Below are 18,167 nucleotides of genomic sequence, written 5' to 3'. Positions count from 1 at the left end.
TACTCACTCGGGAGCGTGAATACTCACTCGGGAGCGTGAATACTCACTCGACGGCGGAGACGGCGATCGATGCGGTGCCGTCGGGCAGCACCGTGATCGTGCCGGTCAGCTGGAACGGCACGTCCTCGCTGACGGTGCGCACGCTGCCGTCGAACAGCGACCGGATGTCGACCTCGATGTGGGCGACGGCATCGGTCACCGGGATCTTCCACCCGGCGCCGTCGGGCTCGATCGCGACGACGGGGGTATGCGGGATCGACCACTGCGGCAGTTCGTCGATGCGGTTGCGCACCGTGAACCCGAACGGGCAGCCGGCGGGCTGCAGCACCTGCTGCGTCGCGCAGTCAGCGAGGAACTCGTCGACGCTCTCCTGCACGACCCGGATGAACTCCTCGGTGGGCTGCGCCTGCAGCTGGATCGGGATGCCGGCTTCTGGCGTGTCCGACAGCACCGCGACACCCGGGGTGGTCGCCATGGCGGTGTCGACGGACACCGAGTAGACGCCGGGCGAGAACACCAGCAGCGGCACCGCAGCGGCCGGGTCGGCCTCCGCGCCGTCGGGGGAGACCTGCCGCTTGTCCAGCTCGAACCCGTTGACGGTGAACTGCATGGCCCCGTGGACGGTGACGTCGATCACTGCGAGCGGGGACTGCGCGAACCGCCAGGCCGGCGCGACGCCGATCCAGCCGTCGCGTTCCACCCGGAAGGTCGTCGTGCCGGGATAGGGGCCGGCGTCGAACGCGACGGTGACCTTGGCCACGCCATCGTCGGTCTCCTCGGAGACGACGCGGATGTCGCTCAGTTCGGCCAGGGCCGACTGGCGCAGCAGCGCATCGGATGCCGTCGGCGGCAGGCCCGCCGCTTCGAGCTCGGCGGCATCCACCCCCACACCCGGCACCTCGAGCGCGTCGGCGGCACGACCCTCGCTGAGCATCGAGAGGTAACGGCTGACGAACGCCGTCGGACTGTAGAACTGCGTGTACAGGGCGCCTGCGGTCGCGCCGATCGCGCCCAGCAGCAGCAGGCCGACGACGGCGAGGAGCGCGAGGTCCAGCGCCAAGCGGGAGCGACTGCGGCGCGAGCGGGCCGACCCGGTCGCGGCATCCGTGTCGGAGGAAGGGAGCGCGGTGTCGCGCGCGCGTGCGCGGGCCGGTACGGCCACCCCCTGATCCATGCCTTCAGTCTAGGAACTCCCCCACGATTCGGTGTGGGCATCTTCCCAGGTGACGCGGCACATCGCTGACAGCGGATCTGAAGGCCCCGGGGGTGTGCGAGCATGAATCGGTGAGTACGCCGCCCCTTTCCGACGAACAGGAAGCGGTGTTCCGGCTGATCGAGGACACGAGCGAGCACGTGTTCGTCACCGGGCGGGCCGGAACCGGCAAGTCCACCCTGCTGCGTCACCTGGCCTGGCACACCGACAAGCAGATCGCCGTGTGCGCCCCCACCGGCGTCGCCGCGCTCAACGTCGAGGGTCAGACGATCCACTCGCTGTTCCGCCTCCCCATCGGCCTGATCGCCGGCGGCGACCTCGACCAGCCCGACCAGACGCGGCGCATCCTCAACGCCCTCGACACGCTCGTCATCGACGAGGTGTCGATGGTCAACGCCGACCTGATGGATGCCATCGACCGGTCGCTGCGTCAGGCGCGCGGCCGGCGCAGCGAACCCTTCGGCGGCGCGCAGGTGGTCATGTTCGGCGACCCGTACCAGCTGGCGCCGGTGCCGCCCCGCGGCGACGAGATGCGCTACGTCCGCGACCATTACCGGTCGTTCTGGTTCTTCGACGCACACGTGTGGGCAGGGGAATCGGATGCCGACAGCGGTCTGATCGACCTGGGGCGCCACGGCGCGAAGCTCAACATCCGCGAGCTGCGCGACATCCACCGGCAGTCCGACCCGACGTTCAAGATCCTGCTCAACGCGGTGCGCCACGGCGTGGTCACCGCCGACATGGCAGAGGTCCTCAACACCGCGGGAGCGCGGCGGCCGCCGCAGCCGGGACCGGATGAGCCGCCGATCATCACGCTGGCGACCCGCAACGACATCGTCAACCGCATCAACCAGCGCCACCTCGATGCGCTCCCCGGCACTGTGCAGACCGCCCGCGCCGACGTGAGCGGCGACTTCGGCCGCGGCGACGCGGCGTACCCGGCCGAGATGGAGCTGCAGCTCAAGGTCGGCGCGCAGGTGATGTTCCTGCGCAACGACGTCGGCGGGTTCGGCGAGCCGCCCCGCTGGGTCAACGGCACGATCGGCACCGTCACGCGCATCGCCGGGGCGACCGTGCGCGTCGAGGTCGACGGTGAGGAGCACGACGTCGAACCCACCGTGTGGGAGAGGTTCCGGTATGCCTACGACTCGGCATCCAAATCCCTCTCCCGCGACATCGTCGCGGAGTTCACGCAGTTCCCGCTGCGGCTGGCGTGGGCCGTGACGATCCACAAGTCGCAGGGCAAGACCTACGAGCGGGCGATCGTCGACCTCGGGTCGGGCGCGTTCGCGCCGGGGCAGACCTACGTCGCGCTCTCACGGCTGACGAGCCTGGAGGGGCTGTACCTGACGCGGCCGCTGCGTCCCAGCGACATCCGGGTCGACCCCGACGTGCGCCGGTTCATGCGCCCCGGGGCCTGAGCCCACCCCAGACCGTGAAACCACTACTGGTGGACGAGACGGTGGTCGTTTCCCACTGTCTCGGCGACCAGCTGTCGTTTCAGCGAGGGGGCGGGCGGATCAGGCGACGAGGATGCCGGACTTGGCGCGGCCCAGGTCCTCGAACAGCTCGGTGTTGAACCGGTACGCCAGCAGCACCTCGTCGATGACCCGTTCCTTCTCGGCGTCATCCCACGGCGCGTCGTCCAGCTGCGCGCGGTAGACGTCTTTGAACCCCTTCGGGTCGGCGATGTCGCCGAACAGGTAGAACCCGATGCCGTTCGTGTCGAACCCGAAGCGGCGGGCCATCAGCCTGCCGATGAACAGCCCGCCCGACAGATCGCCGAGGTACCGCGTGTAGTGGTGGGCGACGAACCCGCCGGCCCACGTCGCACCGACGGCGTTGATGCGGTCGACGTAGCGCCGCGTCGTGGGAAGCGGCGTGACCGTCTCGCGCCAGTGGGGGCCGATGAGGAACTCCAGGTCGGCCTCGAGCGCGGGCAGGCGGGTGAGTCGGTCGGTGATGAACACCGATGCCACCGGGTCGGCCTTCATGCGGTCGGCGGCCCGCTCCAGCGCCTCGTAGATGAACCAGTGCTGCACCACGAGGGCGATGTAGTCATCGCGGGTGCCGTCGCCTTTGATGAGGTCGGCCATGAAGCCGGCGCTCTCGCTGCCGGAGTGGGCGCCCGTGGAACGCTCGCGCAGCGCGGTGGAGAACTGGATCGGCTCGGCCATGGCGTCATGCTAGCGCAATGAGGCTCAGCTTACCTGAAGCTTTTTGGATGGCCGGAGGCCGGCGGCCGCACCTCAGTCGTGAGGGCGCGGCTCGATCCCCAGCACCGCGCACGCAGCGTCGTACAGGGCCACGATCTCCCGGCGCACGTCGCGTCGTTCGGTGATCGGGCCACCGGGCCAGCCGACCCGCACCGGCGCGCTCGATCCGTCTGCGCGCACCGCGATCCAGTCACCGCCGTCGCCGTCGAACCCGGTCATCGTGGCATCCGTCGTGTCGGCCGGGCCGAAAGCGCGCGCGATCAGCACGTTGTCGGCGGCGTGGTCGTCGTTCATGTGACCCAGCACGCCGGCGAGAGCGGCGTCGTCGAAGGTGTGCGGCATCCACCCAGGTTAGGTGAGGCGTGCGGGAGGGCCGCTCGCCGTGTGTTTGAATTCAAAGAGGATGTTTTCGGGGGTGGAGATGCCGCACAACAGCCGCGCACGACGCGCTGCGACCGCGATCGCCGGTGCGGTCGCGGTCGCGCTCGTGCTCGTCGCCTGTTCCGGCGACGGCGCCTCAGTCGTGCCCGAGGTTCCCGAGCAGGTGGATGCGGTGCTGCCCGCCGAGACCCAGCAGCAGTTGCAGGGTGCCGTCGAGCAGGCCATGGTCGCGACAGGGTCGACCGGTGCCATCGTCGGTGTCTGGGCGCCGTGGAGCGGCAGCTGGGTGGCGGGGCTGGGTTCCAGTACTCCCGGCGGCGAGGAAGTCACCACCGACATGCGCTTCCGGGTGGGCAATGTGACGCGTGCGATGACGTGCGATGTGCTCGATGCCGTCGCGGCGGCCGGCACCGTCTCGCGCGATGACTCGGTGACCGAGTGGATCACCGGCATGACCGGCTACGAGGACGTCACCCTCGAGCAGCTGTGCGACTCCACGAGCGGGGTGGCGCCGTTCACCGGCACCATCACTCCGCGGCTGATGGCCACGCCGGAACGCACGTGGAGCCCGAAGGAACTCGCCTCGTACGGCATGGGTGCCGCCCGCACCGGAGCGCCGGGGGCGGCCTTCGCCGACTCCGACACCGGCTACGTGCTGCTGGGTCTCGCTCTGGAGCGGGCGACGAGCATGAGTGCGGCGGAGATGTACGAGAAGTACGTCACCGACCCGCTCGGACTGGAAGACACCGTGCTTCCCGCCGGGACGTCCGACCTCGCCGAGGCGAAGACGCCGATGCTGCACGGCCTGTTCTCGCACAACACCCCGGAAGGCGCTGTCAACTGCGCCGAACCTGCGGATTACACCTCACTGTCCTCGAGCGCCGGGTACACGGCATCCGGTGTCATCTCCGACATCGACGACCTGGGTGTGTACCTGCAGGCCCTCGCGACCGGCGCGCTGCCGGGCGCTGAGGATCGCTTCGCGGCGCCGTTGCCCGCCGCCGCGGATGCCCCCGCCTGGTTCACCGCCGACGGCGGCGCCTACCAGGCAGGGTCGCTCGTCGGCCAGTTCGGAGCAGTGCCCGGTTACATCACCGGCGGATTCGCCGATGCGGACACCGGGATGACGGTTGCCGTGGTGCTCAACAACTCCACCGCGAACGCGAACATCGGCGCCTACCTGGCGTGGGAGCTCGCCGCGATCGCCTCGAAGGCGCCCGCCGCGTCGGGACAGACCGCGCCGCCCGCGGGCCTGCCGTGGACGGCCGAGCAGTACGCGGAGACCATCGCCGCCGCCGCCGTCTGCGCGCCTGCCGAGTGAGTATTCGCGCTGCCGAGTGAGTATTCGTCGCGGTGAGTGAGTATTCGTCGCGCCGGCCAACGTACCGCGCGACGCTCGGTCGTCGCAGACGGCCCCGGGATCGTCCGAATGCAGTCGATCGCGACGACTGAATCGACGGATGCCACGGCGCGGTACGCAACGAGTACTCACTCGCCAGCACGAATACTCACTCGACGCCACCAATACTCACTCGCCAGCACGAATACTCACTCGGCGGCGCTGTCGGGCGTAGGGGCGGGATGTCAAGACCCTTTTTGGTATCCGTGTCCTGTCGCAGGCTCGAAAGACGCCACGAAAGGAGACCCATGACCATGCAGGATCCCCGCGACAAGCACCGGGACGAGAAGCTCCCGGAGCAGGTGCAGGAGACGCAGCCCGGTCTGACCAGCGAGACGCTCTCTCAGCCCGATCACGGCGAGAAGACCTACCGCGGCAGCGGTCGGCTCGAAGGCCGTCGTGCGCTCATCACCGGCGGCGACTCCGGCATCGGCCGCGCCGTCGCGATCGCCTATGCGCGTGAAGGCGCCGACGTTGCCATCGTGTACCTGCCCGAAGAGCAGGAAGACGCCGATGCCACCGTCGCACTCATTGAAGAAGCCGGACGCCGCGCCGTCGCTCTTCCCGGAGACCTCCGCGACGAGGCCTTTGCGACGAGCATCGTCGACGACACCATCTCGCAGCTGGGCGGCCTCGACATCCTCGTGCTCAACGCGGCTTACCAAAAGGATCGCAGCGGCGTCGACAACCTGGCCACCGAAGAGTTCGACCGCGTCTTCCGCACGAACCTGTATTCGATGATCTGGACCGCTCGCACCGCCGTGCCGCACCTGGAGCCCGGCGCGTCGATCATCGTCACGGCTTCGGTGCAGGCGTTCAACCCGTCGCCCGGACTCATCGACTACGCGATGACCAAGGCCGCTCAGGTGGCGTTCGTGGAGGCGCTCGCCGAGGACCTCGGCCCCCGCGGCATCCGCGTCAACGCCGTCGCCCCCGGCCCGATCTGGACGCCCCTCATCCCGGCGACCGGCTGGGACCCGGAGAAGACCGCGGAGTTCGGTCAGGATGTCCCGCTCGGACGTCCCGGCCAGCCGGCCGAGCTCGCCGGTGCGTACGTGTACCTCGCCTCCGAGGCCGGGTCGTACACGTCGGGCGCTGTGCTGCCGGTCACCGGCGGCAAGCACCTGTAACAGTCAGGCGGTACCGGCGGCCCATCGGGCAAGCATCCCGATGAGCCGCCGGTGGCCCGCCGAGTCGTAGGACCGCTCGTCGTGCCCGAGCGTGTCCACGGCCACGCGGGCAGGGCCGTAGGTCCGCACCCACGCTGCCGGCATCCGCTCACCGTCCGTCTCGTGCGTCGCCACGACCGTGCGGTCGCCGAACTGCTGCAGCCGGCAGTACCGCTCGTCGAACACGGTGAAGTCGGTGAGAGTCGTGCCGTCGGGCAGCTCGCCGGCCGCGATGTCGATGTCGCCGATCTCCGGATGCCACGATGCGTTCGGCACCCACATCCCGCCGATTGCGGGCGCCCACGCCGGGTAATCCCGTAGCGATGCCACGGCGCAGTGCATCGCGAGTACACCCATGCCCCGGTCGAGGGCGGGGCTGAGCCCCAGGACGGATGCCTCCGGTGCCGTCGTGGTGCGCTCGTCGTCGCTCCAGGGGTCGCCGGCGTTGACGACGAGCAGATCGACGCCATCGAGTCGCGCCATCCCGCCGTCGACATCGTCGCTGATAACAGTGTCGAACCCGGCATCCGCCAGCGCCGCCGCCAGCAGCGGGGTCGTGCGGGGGAACGGATGCCATGGGTCGGCGTAGCGGCCGGAGCCGCTGAGGACGAGGGCAGTGGGGGAGCTCGGCATGATGCTCCCCACGGTAGCGGTGCCGCAGAGCGTGCCGCCCGGCGCGCCACGGTCGTAGGGTGTCGTCGTGACCACCACGACGCCCTCGCGGTTCTCCTCCGACGTCTACGCCGACCGCCTCGGGCGCGCCGCCCGCGCCGCCCGGGCCGCCGGACTGGGCGCCCTCGTGATCACTCCGGGCGCCGATCTGCAGTACCTCGTGGGGGCGACGGCCTCGTCGCACGAGCGGCTGACCGCGCTCGTGGTGCCCGCCGACGGCACCGGCCCGGTCGTCGTGGTGCCACGGCTCGAGCTCGCCTCCCTCGGCCCGTCCGCGGTCGCCGAGCTGGGGCTGCCCGTGCGCGACTGGACCGATGGCGACGACCCGTATCGCCTCGTCGCGGCGGTCGGGGGCGGCTCCGGCAGCATCGCCGTGGCCGACGCCATGCCCGCGCTGCACGTGCTCCCGCTCGCCGACACCCTCGGGCGGATGCCGATCCTCGCCACCGCCGTGCTGCGGGAGCTCCGCATGCTCAAGGACCCCGCCGAGATCGAGGCACTGCGCCGGGCGGGGGACGCCATCGACCGGGTGCATGGACGCATGGCGGAGTTCCTGCAGATCGGCCGCACGGAGCGGGAGATCGCCGACCTCATTGCTGCGGCCATCGTCGCGGAGGGTCACGAGGCGGCCGACTTCGTCATCGTCGGCTCCGGGCCGAACGGCGCCGACCCCCACCATGAGGTGTCCGACAGGGGCGTCGTTGCGGGAGACATCGTGGTGATCGACATCGGCGGCGCGGTGACTCCCGGCTACTACTCCGACTCCACGCGGACCTACGCGATGGGCCAGCCCGCCCCCGACATCGCCGACACGATTGCTGTGCTCGAGCGCGCCCAGCGGGCCGCGCGCGACGCGGTGCGCCCCGGTGTCACCGCCGCCGCCGTCGACGCCGCCGCGCGCGAGGTGCTCGTCGCCGCGGGACTCGGCGAGGCGTTCGTGCACCGCACCGGCCACGGCATCGGGCTGTCGGTGCACGAGGAGCCGTACATCGTCGCCGGGAACGACACCCCGCTCGCCCCCGGCATGGCGTTCAGCATCGAACCGGGGGTGTACTTCCCCGGCCGGTGGGGTGCGCGCATCGAGGACATCGTCGTGGTGACCGGCGACGGGGCCGACGCGCTCAACCGCCGTCCGCGCGGTCTCACCGTGCTTGCCTGATGGCCCGCGACGGCGCGGCATCTGCCTCGCGGGGTTGACAGCGCCCGCCCGGCCTGTCGCGATCCCGAACCCCGACGGCGCCGGGCTGCCTCCGGCGCCGGTTCTTCGGAGATCTACGCAACTTCGGATGCCACGGGCGGTTTCGCTCCGAAGAACTGCAGTACTCCGAGATGGTGGTGCGGCGCTTCCGGCGCAGCGCGACCTCCGGGGGCGTCGCTTCCTACGGCACCCGCACGAAAGCCCTCCCGCACGACCTTTGGTCGCACGTGCGGGCTGTGGAGGGGCTGACGGGAATCGAACCCGCGCTATCTGCTTGGGAAGCAGAAGTTCTGCCATTGAACTACAGCCCCATGCGTCACCGAGGCGACGCGGGCCCCAGCTTAGCAAAGCGATCCGGGTGGCCGCGCCGCTAGGCTGGACGCGTGCTGCTCAGCGACCGCGACATCCGACTCGAGATCGACGGAGGCCGCATCGGCCTCGACCCGTGGCAGCCCGAGATGGTGCAACCATCGAGCGTCGACGTGCGGCTGGATCGCTACTTCCGGCTGTTCGACAACCACAAGTATCCGTTCATCGACCCGGCCGAGGATCAGCCCGACCTCACGCGCCTGATCGAGGTCGATGCCGCCGAGCCGTTCATCCTGCACCCCGGCGAGTTCGCGCTCGGTGCGACCTTCGAGCAGGTGAGCCTGCCCGACGACGTCGCCGCTCGCCTGGAGGGCAAGTCGTCGCTCGGACGCCTGGGCCTGCTCACGCACTCGACGGCCGGGTTCATCGACCCCGGCTTCACCGGGCACGTCACCCTGGAGCTGTCCAACGTCGCGACGCTGCCGATCAAGCTGTGGCCGGGCATGAAGATCGGACAGCTCTGCTTCTTCCGACTGTCGTCGCCGGCGGAGAGTCCCTATGGCTCCGGCCCGTACGGCAACCGGTACCAGGGTCAGCGCGGACCGACGGCATCACGCTCGGCCCAGAACTTCCACCGCACCGACGTCGGCACGACCGACCTGGGCTCCCGCGGCGCCTGACTCAGGCTGGCGCCCGCGGTCGCGCCCAAACCACGCGAGCGAGTGGGTGGTCGGTTCAGGCGGCGTCGGATGCCTCGGGCGCGCTGCCGCGCTGGGCGGCGGCGAACCCGGCCTCGAAGCCCCGCTCGTAGCCGCGCTCCGCTGGGGAGAGGTCGCCGTGGCCGCAAGGCCCGTGGCCGTGGCCGTGGGGGCCGTCGTGACCGTATTCGTGCCGGTGCGTGTGCTCGCCGGCATGCTGCCCGTGCCCGTGCCCGTGCCCGTGCCCGTGCCCGTGTCCGTGACCATGGGCGCTGCCGAAGCCGTGGTGGTGGTCGCCGTGCTCGTCCTCGCCGCCGAAACGGGGGCCGAATCCGGGGCCGAATCCGAAGCCGCGACCGAATCCGGGACCGAATCCGAACCCGCGGCCGCGCCGTCCCCGGCCGAAGCGGCCGGGCGCTGGAAGGCTCTCGATGCCGCCGAACTCGCGGGCGATCGCCTCGAGCGCGTCCATCGTGACGGCGTACTGCTCTGGGGTGACGGCGCCGGCCACGCGGGCGCGCACGGCTTGGACTTTCTGCTCGATCCGCGCGGCCGCCTCGCGGCCCTCATCGGTGAGCGACCATTCGCCCTCGGCTTCGGCGACCCAGCCGAGGTCGGCCAGCACGCGTACGCGTTTGCCGCCCCGGGCGATCCGCTCACGCACCTGCGGCGGAAGGTCGACGGTGCCCGCGAGCGCGCCCAGCACCATCCATTCCCGGCGGGTGATTCCGTCCGACTCCAGGGCGGTGTTGATCTCGCGGGTGATCAGGCGGTCGACGCCCCGCAGCCAGTAGCCCAGCGGGCGGTCTGCAGGGGACGTGTTCTCTGTGTGCTCTGTGTTCTCTGTGGTCTCCATGGGGAGGTCCTCTCTTCACGCGGCATCCAAACGGCCGCGATGTATGTTTAATGACATGTATATGCAGTGTGACATGCAAATGGGAAGTATGTCAAGAAGCATGTAAATTCGAGGCATGTCCACATCGGATGCCACCACTCCCGCCGAAGCCATCGCCACGGCCCTCACCCGACTTCGAGGGCGCCGCGGTCCGCGCGGTCCGTGGGGCGACCCGAGCGAACGCGGCGGGCCTCATGGCGAACACGGTGGGATGCACGGAGGGCACGGCGGCCTGCACGGACCGCATGGTCCGTGGGCGCACGGGGGTGGACCGCGCTTCGGCGGCCCTGCACGCCTGCGGCTGATCGAAGCGCTCGCACAGGCATCCGAACCACTCAGCGTCAGTGAACTGGCCGAGCGGATCGGGGTGGATCAGCCTCGGGCATCCCGGCTGGTCCAGCAGGGCGTCGAGCTCGGGCTGGTGCGCCGGGAGGCCGACCCCGCCGATGCCCGACGCACGCGCATCGTGCTGACCGACGAGGGTCGCACGGCTGCGCGCGGGTTCCGCGGCGAGCGGATCGAGGCGGTGCGTACCGCGCTCGCCGACTTCTCGGATGCCGATGCGGCGGAGCTTGCCCGCCTTTTGACCCGGTTCGCGCAGGCCTGGCCGCAGCGCTGATCCCGGACCGACCCGGCGGTCAGGCGGCCCGGGGCGGAGCCTTCACCGGCAGCAGCAGCAGGAACCCGAGCGCCAGCACCACGACGATGCCCAGGATGCCAAACGACGTCGCCCCGCCGAGGCTGATGAGCACCGCCCACAGCAGCGACGTCATCCAACTCGCGGCGCGGCCGGTCGTGGCGTAGAGCCCGAAGATCTCGCCCTCGCGGCCGGCAGGGGTCAGTCGCGCCAGGAACGACCGCGACGCCGACTGCGCCGGCCCCACGAACGCGCACAGGATCAGCCCGCCGATCCAGAACACCACCGTGCCGGCATCCACCAGGAGGAAGACGGCGGATGCTGCGACCACCATGGCCGCCAGCGAGAACAGGATGATCACCTTCGGGCCGAGCCGGTCGTCCCACCGCCCGACGATCAGGGTGGACAACCCGGCGATGAGGTTTGCCGCGATGCCGAAGATCACCAGCTCGATGAACTCGAACCCGTACACCTGGCCGGCGATGATGGCGCCGAAGGTGAACACGCCGCCGAGGCCGTCGCGGAAGACCGCGCTGGACAGCAGGAACCAGAAGGTCGGCCGCGAAACGGGTGAGCGGTACAGCGCCACCACGTCGCGCACGAGCAGCTTGTATCCGCGCAGCAGTCCGACGCGACGCTCCGGGCGGCCGGCCGAGGGCTCTGGGACCCACAGGAAGATCGGGATGGCGAACGCCACCGTCCACAGCGCGCACCCGATGGCGATGATGCGGAACGGCAGTCCGCCGTCAGCGCTCAGGCCGAACCAGTCCGACATGTAGAAGACGACCACGAGGATCAGCGCGACGATGCCGCCGAGGTAGCCGAAGCCCCACCCGAGGGCCGAGACGCGTCCGATCGTCCGGGGAGTGGCGATGCCGATGAGCATCGCGTTGTAGTTCACTCCGGCGATCTCGCTGAAGACCGTTCCCGCCGAGATGAGGGCCACGCCCAGCCAGAACAGTGCGGGCGCAGGCTCCACGAACCACAGCAGCGCCATGCTGACGACCAGCCCGCCGGTGCCGATGCCCAGCCACAGCTTCTGGCGCCCGGCCGCGTCGGCCTGCTGGCCCAGCACCGGCGCGATCGCCAGGATGAGCAGTCCCGCGATGGTCGTCCCCCAGCCGAGACCGGCCGCCAGCCCCGCCTCCGCGGTCTGCTTCACCGAGTCGCCGTCCGGAAGGGCGGCGATGTCAGCGGGGAGGAACGAATCCGTCGTGAGGTACAGCGCCGTGAAGATGAAGGTGAGGATCACGGTGTTGAACGGCTGCGCCGCCCAGTCCCACAGCGCCCACGACAGCACGGTGCGCGGCGGTGCGGGGCGCCCGGCACGCAATTGCAAGCCCATGACCTGCGGCAAGGCGTCGGTGTCGGCGGTGACGGGCACGTGTGGAGTCGCGCCGGGCGTGGTGCTCATGCGCGCACATTATCGTGATTGCGCGCGCACGGCGCCACGCCGCTCGGCGTGGGGAGGCGATGTGAGCGGATGCCGCATGCTGCGGCATCCACGTCACGCATGCGGTGGCTGTGCGTCGGCACGAGGGGTGCGTTCTTCCCTGATGCCGCCGACGAACCGCCAGGCGGCGTACGCGAAAAGCGAGCCCGCCACGACGGCCAGCACGATCGCGCGGTTGTCGCCGTTGAGCGCGGTGTTGATCCAGCCCAACAACGGCAGGCTGTACCAGAGCGAGCCGCGGATCTGCACGGGTTTGACGGGATTCGGATCGACGACGTCGTTATTGTCGCCCTTCGTGATGAAGGTGACTTCGCCCTCAGTGAAGGTCTTCGACGTCACCCGGTGGGTGACCACGGCGGTGTCGCCCGAGCGGATCTGGTAGGTGATCACATCGCCCACGGCGATCTCATCGACCGGTGTGGGGCGGATGACCACGAGGGAACCCGGCGGTAGACCCGGCTCCATCGACTGGGTGAGGACGGTCAGCGCGGTTCCGCCGACCACAGCGGGCAGGGCCACGATGGCCACGGCGACCGCAGCGGTCAGGATGAGCAGGGATGTGCCGAGGGAGACCTTGAGGTAGTACCACAGGCTGCGTTCCTGCGAGGCGCGGAACGCGCGGCGCGAGCTGAGCGCGGCACCGGCGGTGGTCTGTTTGTTGGGCGCGGCCATGGTGGTCATCAGGCGCAGCTGAGCGCGGGGACGAAGAAGGCCCACCAGACCAGCTCGCGGGTGATGGAGGTCTCCACAACCTTCGAGGTCGTGCCATGGAGCGATTCTGTCGCCTCGACGGCGATCCGGTAGGTGCCGTTGCGACTCCACGTGTCGGGGCTGAGCTGCAGCGACGTCGCGGTGGTCGGCTGCGGCCCAAGTGCCACGCCCGGGTTTGCGACATCGTAGACACGGTACGACACCTGTGCCCCTGTGGGCTTGCTGGCTGGAGCTGTCCAGGAAACGGTGAGGTTCAAGGCGGTGTTGTCATTGCAGGCGATCGCCCGGACCGGCCCGAGCCGGTAGACGGTCTGGGTCACGGAGGTGGCGGTCGCAGAGGCTGTCCAGCTGCTGCCCGCCACTGCGCCGGTCACCGCGAAGGTCGCGGTGACCTTCTGGCCAGGCAGGTCCTCGTTGGCGCTCGAGGGGAGGCTCTTGGGGAGGCTCGTGGCGACGCAGACGGTGACCTTCGCGCCGGCGGCAAGCGTCTGGGCGCCGGCGGGGAGTGCCGGGGCAACCTCGGCGAGGGTCGTCTTGACCGTGCCGGTGGTCGGGATCGGCTGATTGCACGGGTCGGCAACGCCGGCTTTCGCGACCCACAGCGTCAGGTCCGTCGCCTTCGCGAGGGCGGCCGAGCTCTCGGCGGCGAGGGTGTTCGTGAGGGCGTACGTCAGGGGCGCCCCACCGGTGTTGGTGATCTCCAGCGCGCCACGCACGGCAACGCCGGACTTCGGCCCGTTGAAGCTGTAGGTGGTGTTGAGGCCTCCGCTGAGGCCCACGGTCGTGGCGGGCGACGTCGAGGAGGCCGTAGCCGAGACCGAGGCGGATGCGGTCCACACCGCTACGGCGACACCGGAGCCGCCGAGTACCGCGAGAGTGACCAGAGCGGCGATGGGGCCGAGACGGCGGCGGTTCATCGCAGCACCTGCGTCCCGGAGATCGTGAGTGTGAAGCCGGATGCCGCGGCGCCGGCGGCGGTGGTCGGCGCGTCGAGCGGCAGCCTGAGGCCCACGCAGAGATGGATCGTGGCGCCGGGTTCGACGGTGACGAGGTTGACAGCGGCCCCGCCGACGCTGGTCGTTGCGGGCGCGGTCAGGGTGCCGCCGCATTCGCCCGGTGCGGTGGGTGTGCCGGCGGTCAGCTGCAGGGCGGTGGTGAATGCGGTGGGCGCGGCGCTGGAGGTGGCGTGCAGAGTGAGGGAAAGCGGCACAGAGCCAGTGTTGCGCACTTCGGTGCCGCTGAAGACGGTGCGTCCCGGGTAGAGGCCGGATGCGGCGAGCATCGGGTCGGTCACCGTCAGGCCGGCCGACCCTGCCTTCAAAGTGGTGGCGGCCGCGGCCGGGGCGGATACGGACCACAGCGCGTATGTCCCGCCCCCGGCGAGGACGCCGAGCACGATAACGGCCACGGTGCTCAATGTCGCCAGCAGCAAGCGGGTCGGAGTCGACGCCAGACGCTTGGCCCGCCGGGCGGCGTGGCGCGTGCTGCGACGGGACATTCGGGTTCCTCGGTGCGGTGGTGGGTGGAAAAAAGGGCTCGCCTCCGGTGGAGGCGAGCCCTCGGATCGCTAGGCGGCCGGGGCCGGGGCCGGGGCCGGGGTCGCACCGTCCTGCGTCAGGGTGACCTTGAGGTCACTGAGGCTCACCATGCCGGTCTTGGCGGCGTTGTTCTCGCCGTCCGTGCCGGCGGGGAAGGTGATCGTGACCGTGACCGTCACGTTGCGGCTCATGCCGGTGCTGCCGGGGGTGACGATGAAGTCGTTGACGTTATCGACGGTATCGAGCTTCGCCGTGATCGTGGGGACCACGGGCTCGGCGGGGTCCTCGGTCTCGGCGGGGTCCGCGGGCTCGGCGGGGTCCGCGGTCTCAGCCGGGTCAGGGGTGAGGGTGAGGGTGGCGCTCGAGGTCAGGAAGCCGGCCAGCGCCAGGTTGGCGGCTGCCTGCTCCGGGGAGAGTGTCGCGGGGAGGACAGCCGTGACCGGGGCGATCGAACCGGGCGTGAGGCCGAGAACAGCGGTCAGGCTGTCGCCGTAGGCGCTGACCTGCATCGTCTTGGTGTACGTGAGGACGTCACCGGGGGCGATCAGGTACTCGCCGATGTCGATCGCGGTCGTGGACCCGTTGGCGGTCCAGACGCCTTTCTCCTCGTCGTTCTCGACGATGAGGTTGCCTGCCGTGATGGTGGCGCCGGCGCCGGCGTCCGCCGACGAGTTCCAGGTGGCGAACGTGCCGCCGCCGCCGAGCAGCAGGAGGACGCCGGCCGCGGTGGCGATGGAGGCCTTGGTGGTCTTGTTCATGATGTCTTCCTTCGTAGCGGCTCGGTGCCGCAGTTTTCGGGATGAGGGGTTTGTGGGCCCGGCACGCCGACGTGAACCTGTCGGCTTGGGCATTGCCTAGTTTTCGCCGCTGACCGCAAGACCCGTGCCGCTTCTGTGCGAGCAACCCGCAAGATCGGGGCAATGTCGGCTGAGCTGAGAAGCCACGATGCGCGAACCTCAAGAAATCCCCAAGAAAAGGTCGACTCTGGGCCAACCGGGCCGCCGTGACCCCTCTCTACGGCTGCCATCATCGGCATCCGCCCCGCCAAACTTGACACCTCACGACTCAAGTTCGATTGACATCGGAAACCCTGTCGCGTATCCTTGAGTCATCGCGACTCAGGTTGACGTCGCCCCGAGATTTTTCAGATCCACACGAAGGAGAAACACACATGGCACGTGCAGTGGGAATCGACCTCGGAACGACCAACTCGGTCGTCAGCGTCCTTGAGGGCGGCGAACCGAAGGTCATCGCAAACGCCGAGGGCTTCCGCACGACCCCGTCGGTCGTCGCATTCACCAAGGACGGTGAGGTGCTCGTCGGTGAAACGGCCAAGCGTCAGGCCGTCACGAACGTGGACCGCACCATCACCTCCGTCAAGCGCCACATGGGCACCGACTGGAAGACGCAGTCGATCGACGGCAAGGCGTACACGCCGCAGGAGATCTCGGCCCGCATCCTGCAGAAGCTCAAGCGGGACGCCGAGCAGTACCTGGGTGACACCGTCACGGATGCCGTGGTCACCGTTCCCGCGTACTTCAACGACGCCGAGCGTCAGGCCACGAAGGAGGCCGGCGAGATCGCGGGCCTGAACGTGCTGCGCATCATCAACGAGCCCACCGCTGCCGCCCTGGCCTATGGCCTGGACCGCGGCAAGGAAGACGAACTCATCCTCGTGTTCGACCTCGGTGGCGGCACGTTCGACGTGTCCCTGCTCGAGGTGGGCAAGGACGACGACTTCTCCACCATCCAGGTGCGCTCCACCGCCGGTGACAACCGCCTCGGTGGCGACGACTGGGACCAGCGTCTGGTCGACTTCCTCATCAAGCAGTTCAAGGACACCACCGGTGTCGACGTCTCGGGCGACAAGATCGCGCTGCAGCGTCTGAAGGAAGCCGCAGAGCAGGCCAAGAAGGAGCTCTCCAGCTCCACCTCGACCAGCATCAACCTGCCTTACCTGTCGCTGACCGACTCGGGCCCCGTCTCGCTGTCGGAGACGATCACGCGCGCCAAGTTCGAGGACCTCACCAAGGACCTGCTCGACCGCACCAAGAAGCCCTTCGAGGACGTCATCCGCGAAGCCGGCATCAAGGTGGGCGACATCGACCACGTCGTGCTCGTGGGTGGCTCCACCCGCATGCCCGCCGTTTCGGAGCTGGTGAAGCAGGAGACCGGCAAGGAGCCCAACAAGGGCGTCAACCCTGACGAGGTCGTCGCCGTGGGCGCCGCCCTGCAGGCCGGCGTCCTCAAGGGCGAGCGCAAGGATGTGCTGCTGATCGATGTCACCCCCCTGAGCCTCGGCATCGAGACCAAGGGCGGCATCATGACCAAGCTCATCGAGCGCAACACCGCGATCCCGACCAAGCGCAGCGAGACCTTCACCACGGCAGACGACAACCAGCCGTCCGTGGCGATCCAGGTCTTCCAGGGCGAGCGAGAGTTCACCCGCGACAACAAGCCGCTGGGCACCTTCGAGCTCACCGGCATCGCGCCGGCTCCCCGTGGCATCCCGCAGGTCGAGGTCACCTTCGACATCGACGCGAACGGCATCGTGCACGTGTCCGCCAAGGACAAGGGCACTGGCAAGGAGCAGTCGATGACGATCACCGGCGGCTCGTCGCTGCCGAAGGAAGACATCGACCGCATGGTGCGCGAGGCCGAGGAGCACGCGGCCGAGGACAAGAAGCGCCGCGAGTCCGCCGAGACCCGCAACCAGGCCGAGACGCTGGCCTACTCGATCGAGAAGCTCATCAAGGACAACGACGACAAGCTGCCCGCCGACGTCAAGTCGGATGTGCAGGGTGACGTCGACGCTCTGAAGACGGCTCTGGCCGGCGATGACGACGACGCCGTGAAGACCGCGTTCGACAAGCTCAGCCAGTCGCAGGGCAAGCTGGGCGAGGCGATCTACGCCTCGGGCCAGGCTCAGGGCCAGAACCCTGACCCGGCGGCGACCGACCCGGGCAACGGCGAAGTGCCGAACCCCGAGGAGGACGTCATCGACGCCGAGGTTGTCGACGACGAGGACGAGAAGAAGTAGAGATCTCAGACATGACCGACAAGGACTTCGAAGAACCGATCGACGAGGTCCCCGGTGACAAGGGGTCGGAGGCTCAGGCCTCCGACCCCGAGTCGCAGGGGGCTGAGCCCGCGGCATCCGCTGCGGACGGCGACGGCGAACCCGAACTGACCATCGAAGACATCCTGGCCGCGGCGCAGTCCGCGGATGCCGCCGCTGCCGATGCACCGGCGCAGTCGGGTGCCGAGCCCGACCTGCTGGTGGATCTCAAGCGGGTGCAGGCCGAGTACGCCAACTACCGGCGTCGTACCGAGGAGCAGCGCGAGGTCGAATTGGAGCGGGCACGCGGTTCCGTGGCCCGGAGCCTGCTGCCGGTGCTCGACGATCTCGACCGCGCCGAGAAGCACGGCGACCTCACGGAGGGCAGTGTGCTGTCGGCGGTCGCCGACAAGCTGCGCGGGATCGTGAGCAAGCTGGGCGTGGAACGCTACGGCGAGGCGGGCGACGTGTTCGACCCGCAGCAGCACGAGGCGATCTTCCAGGCGCCGACCCCCGGCACGACCGATCCGACGATCCTCGAGGTCGTCGAGATCGGCTACCGGCTGGGCACGACCGAGCTGCGTCCGGCGAAGGTCGTCGTCGCGGTTCCGGCCGAGTAG

18 protein-coding genes and 1 tRNA gene are annotated in these 18,167 nt (G+C 69.5%); 8 read left to right on the top strand and 11 right to left on the bottom strand.

Going from position 1 to position 18,167, the window contains the following annotated elements; translation table 11 throughout:
* Window positions 1-43: 43 nt before the first annotated feature.
* Window positions 44-1,174 carry a hypothetical protein gene (locus tag NQ151_RS10845; RefSeq protein WP_257528091.1) on the bottom strand — a complete coding sequence of 377 codons (1,131 nt, stop codon included), beginning with the start codon at window positions 1,172-1,174 and terminating at the stop codon, window positions 44-46.
* 110 nt (window positions 1,175-1,284) lie between these two features.
* Between NQ151_RS10845 and NQ151_RS10840 the strand changes: the two genes are divergently transcribed.
* On the top strand, window positions 1,285-2,634 hold the full coding sequence (locus NQ151_RS10840; RefSeq protein WP_257507307.1) for an ATP-dependent DNA helicase: 1,350 nt from the start codon (window positions 1,285-1,287) through the stop codon (window positions 2,632-2,634).
* Window positions 2,635-2,733: 99 nt separating this feature from the next.
* On the opposite strand, the gene NQ151_RS10835 is transcribed toward NQ151_RS10840, so the two are convergent.
* Window positions 2,734-3,390 carry a biliverdin-producing heme oxygenase gene (locus NQ151_RS10835; protein WP_257507308.1) on the bottom strand — a complete coding sequence of 219 codons (657 nt, stop codon included), beginning with the start codon at window positions 3,388-3,390 and terminating at the stop codon, window positions 2,734-2,736.
* Window positions 3,391-3,462: 72 nt separating this feature from the next.
* On the bottom strand, window positions 3,463-3,771 hold the full coding sequence (locus NQ151_RS10830) for a DUF2470 domain-containing protein (RefSeq protein ID WP_257528090.1): 309 nt from the start codon (window positions 3,769-3,771) through the stop codon (window positions 3,463-3,465).
* Window positions 3,772-3,850: 79 nt separating this feature from the next.
* On the opposite strand from NQ151_RS10830, the gene NQ151_RS10825 reads away from it, so the two are divergent.
* Window positions 3,851-5,131 carry a serine hydrolase domain-containing protein gene (locus NQ151_RS10825; protein ID WP_257507720.1) on the top strand — a complete coding sequence of 427 codons (1,281 nt, stop codon included), beginning with the start codon at window positions 3,851-3,853 and terminating at the stop codon, window positions 5,129-5,131.
* A 326-nt stretch (window positions 5,132-5,457) separates the two neighbouring features.
* On the top strand, window positions 5,458-6,339 hold the full coding sequence (locus NQ151_RS10820; protein ID WP_257507310.1) for an SDR family oxidoreductase: 882 nt from the start codon (window positions 5,458-5,460) through the stop codon (window positions 6,337-6,339).
* Between the two features lie 3 nt (window positions 6,340-6,342).
* Here the strand turns inward: NQ151_RS10820 and NQ151_RS10815 are convergent, their stop codons facing one another.
* The gene (locus NQ151_RS10815) at window positions 6,343-7,086 is read right to left on the bottom strand and encodes a ThuA domain-containing protein (RefSeq protein ID WP_257528089.1); all 744 of its coding nucleotides are present in this window, start codon (window positions 7,084-7,086) and stop codon (window positions 6,343-6,345) included.
* On the opposite strand from NQ151_RS10815, the gene NQ151_RS10810 reads away from it, so the two are divergent.
* Complete coding sequence (locus tag NQ151_RS10810; protein WP_257528088.1) at window positions 7,079-8,209, top strand: M24 family metallopeptidase; 1,131 nt, start codon at window positions 7,079-7,081, stop codon at window positions 8,207-8,209. The two genes, NQ151_RS10815 and NQ151_RS10810, sit on opposite strands and share 8 nt — an antisense overlap.
* A 276-nt stretch (window positions 8,210-8,485) precedes the next feature.
* On the opposite strand, the gene NQ151_RS10805 is transcribed toward NQ151_RS10810, so the two are convergent.
* A tRNA-Gly gene (locus NQ151_RS10805) sits at window positions 8,486-8,559 on the bottom strand.
* A gap of 72 nt (window positions 8,560-8,631) precedes the next feature.
* Between NQ151_RS10805 and dcd the strand changes: the two genes are divergently transcribed.
* A complete protein-coding gene (dcd, locus tag NQ151_RS10800; protein WP_257507313.1) occupies window positions 8,632-9,237 on the top strand; it encodes a dCTP deaminase in 606 nt (201 codons plus the stop codon).
* A 55-nt stretch (window positions 9,238-9,292) separates the two neighbouring features.
* Here the strand turns inward: dcd and NQ151_RS10795 are convergent, their stop codons facing one another.
* Window positions 9,293-10,111 (bottom strand): MarR family winged helix-turn-helix transcriptional regulator, encoded by an 819-nt coding sequence (locus NQ151_RS10795; protein WP_257528087.1) that lies wholly within the window; start codon window positions 10,109-10,111, stop codon window positions 9,293-9,295.
* A 115-nt stretch (window positions 10,112-10,226) separates the two neighbouring features.
* Here NQ151_RS10795 and NQ151_RS10790 point away from each other — a divergent pair, with 115 nt between their 5' ends.
* Window positions 10,227-10,769 carry a MarR family winged helix-turn-helix transcriptional regulator gene (locus tag NQ151_RS10790; RefSeq protein WP_257528086.1) on the top strand — a complete coding sequence of 181 codons (543 nt, stop codon included), beginning with the start codon at window positions 10,227-10,229 and terminating at the stop codon, window positions 10,767-10,769.
* Between the two features lie 19 nt (window positions 10,770-10,788).
* Here the strand turns inward: NQ151_RS10790 and NQ151_RS10785 are convergent, their stop codons facing one another.
* The 5 genes from NQ151_RS10785 to NQ151_RS10765 form a co-directional block, all read right to left on the bottom strand.
* On the bottom strand, window positions 10,789-12,201 hold the full coding sequence (locus NQ151_RS10785; protein ID WP_257528085.1) for an MFS transporter: 1,413 nt from the start codon (window positions 12,199-12,201) through the stop codon (window positions 10,789-10,791).
* Window positions 12,202-12,294: 93 nt separating this feature from the next.
* A complete protein-coding gene (locus tag NQ151_RS10780; RefSeq protein WP_257528084.1) occupies window positions 12,295-12,921 on the bottom strand; it encodes a signal peptidase I in 627 nt (208 codons plus the stop codon).
* On the bottom strand, window positions 12,921-13,868 hold the full coding sequence (locus NQ151_RS10775) for a hypothetical protein (RefSeq protein ID WP_257528083.1): 948 nt from the start codon (window positions 13,866-13,868) through the stop codon (window positions 12,921-12,923). The genes NQ151_RS10780 and NQ151_RS10775 overlap by 1 nt, the downstream gene beginning before the upstream one ends.
* Window positions 13,865-14,449, bottom strand: a complete 585-nt coding sequence (locus tag NQ151_RS10770; protein WP_257528082.1) for a hypothetical protein — start codon at window positions 14,447-14,449, stop codon at window positions 13,865-13,867. Before NQ151_RS10770 ends, NQ151_RS10775 begins: the two co-directional genes overlap by 4 nt.
* A gap of 69 nt (window positions 14,450-14,518) precedes the next feature.
* Window positions 14,519-15,247: an alternate-type signal peptide domain-containing protein gene (locus tag NQ151_RS10765; protein ID WP_257528081.1), complete on the bottom strand. Its 729-nt coding sequence runs from the start codon at window positions 15,245-15,247 to the stop codon at window positions 14,519-14,521.
* A 413-nt stretch (window positions 15,248-15,660) separates the two neighbouring features.
* Here NQ151_RS10765 and dnaK point away from each other — a divergent pair, with 413 nt between their 5' ends.
* Both dnaK and NQ151_RS10755 read left to right on the top strand, forming a co-directional pair.
* Window positions 15,661-17,529: a molecular chaperone DnaK gene (gene dnaK / locus NQ151_RS10760; RefSeq protein WP_257507321.1), complete on the top strand. Its 1,869-nt coding sequence runs from the start codon at window positions 15,661-15,663 to the stop codon at window positions 17,527-17,529.
* Between the two features lie 11 nt (window positions 17,530-17,540).
* Window positions 17,541-18,167 carry a nucleotide exchange factor GrpE gene (locus NQ151_RS10755; RefSeq protein WP_257507322.1) on the top strand — a complete coding sequence of 209 codons (627 nt, stop codon included), beginning with the start codon at window positions 17,541-17,543 and terminating at the stop codon, window positions 18,165-18,167.

Origin of the sequence: Microbacterium sp. zg-YB36, from assembly GCF_024623575.2 — a bacterium.
Taxonomy (GTDB): domain Bacteria; phylum Actinomycetota; class Actinomycetes; order Actinomycetales; family Microbacteriaceae; genus Microbacterium.
This window is presented reverse-complemented; position numbering and strand designations above follow the sequence as displayed.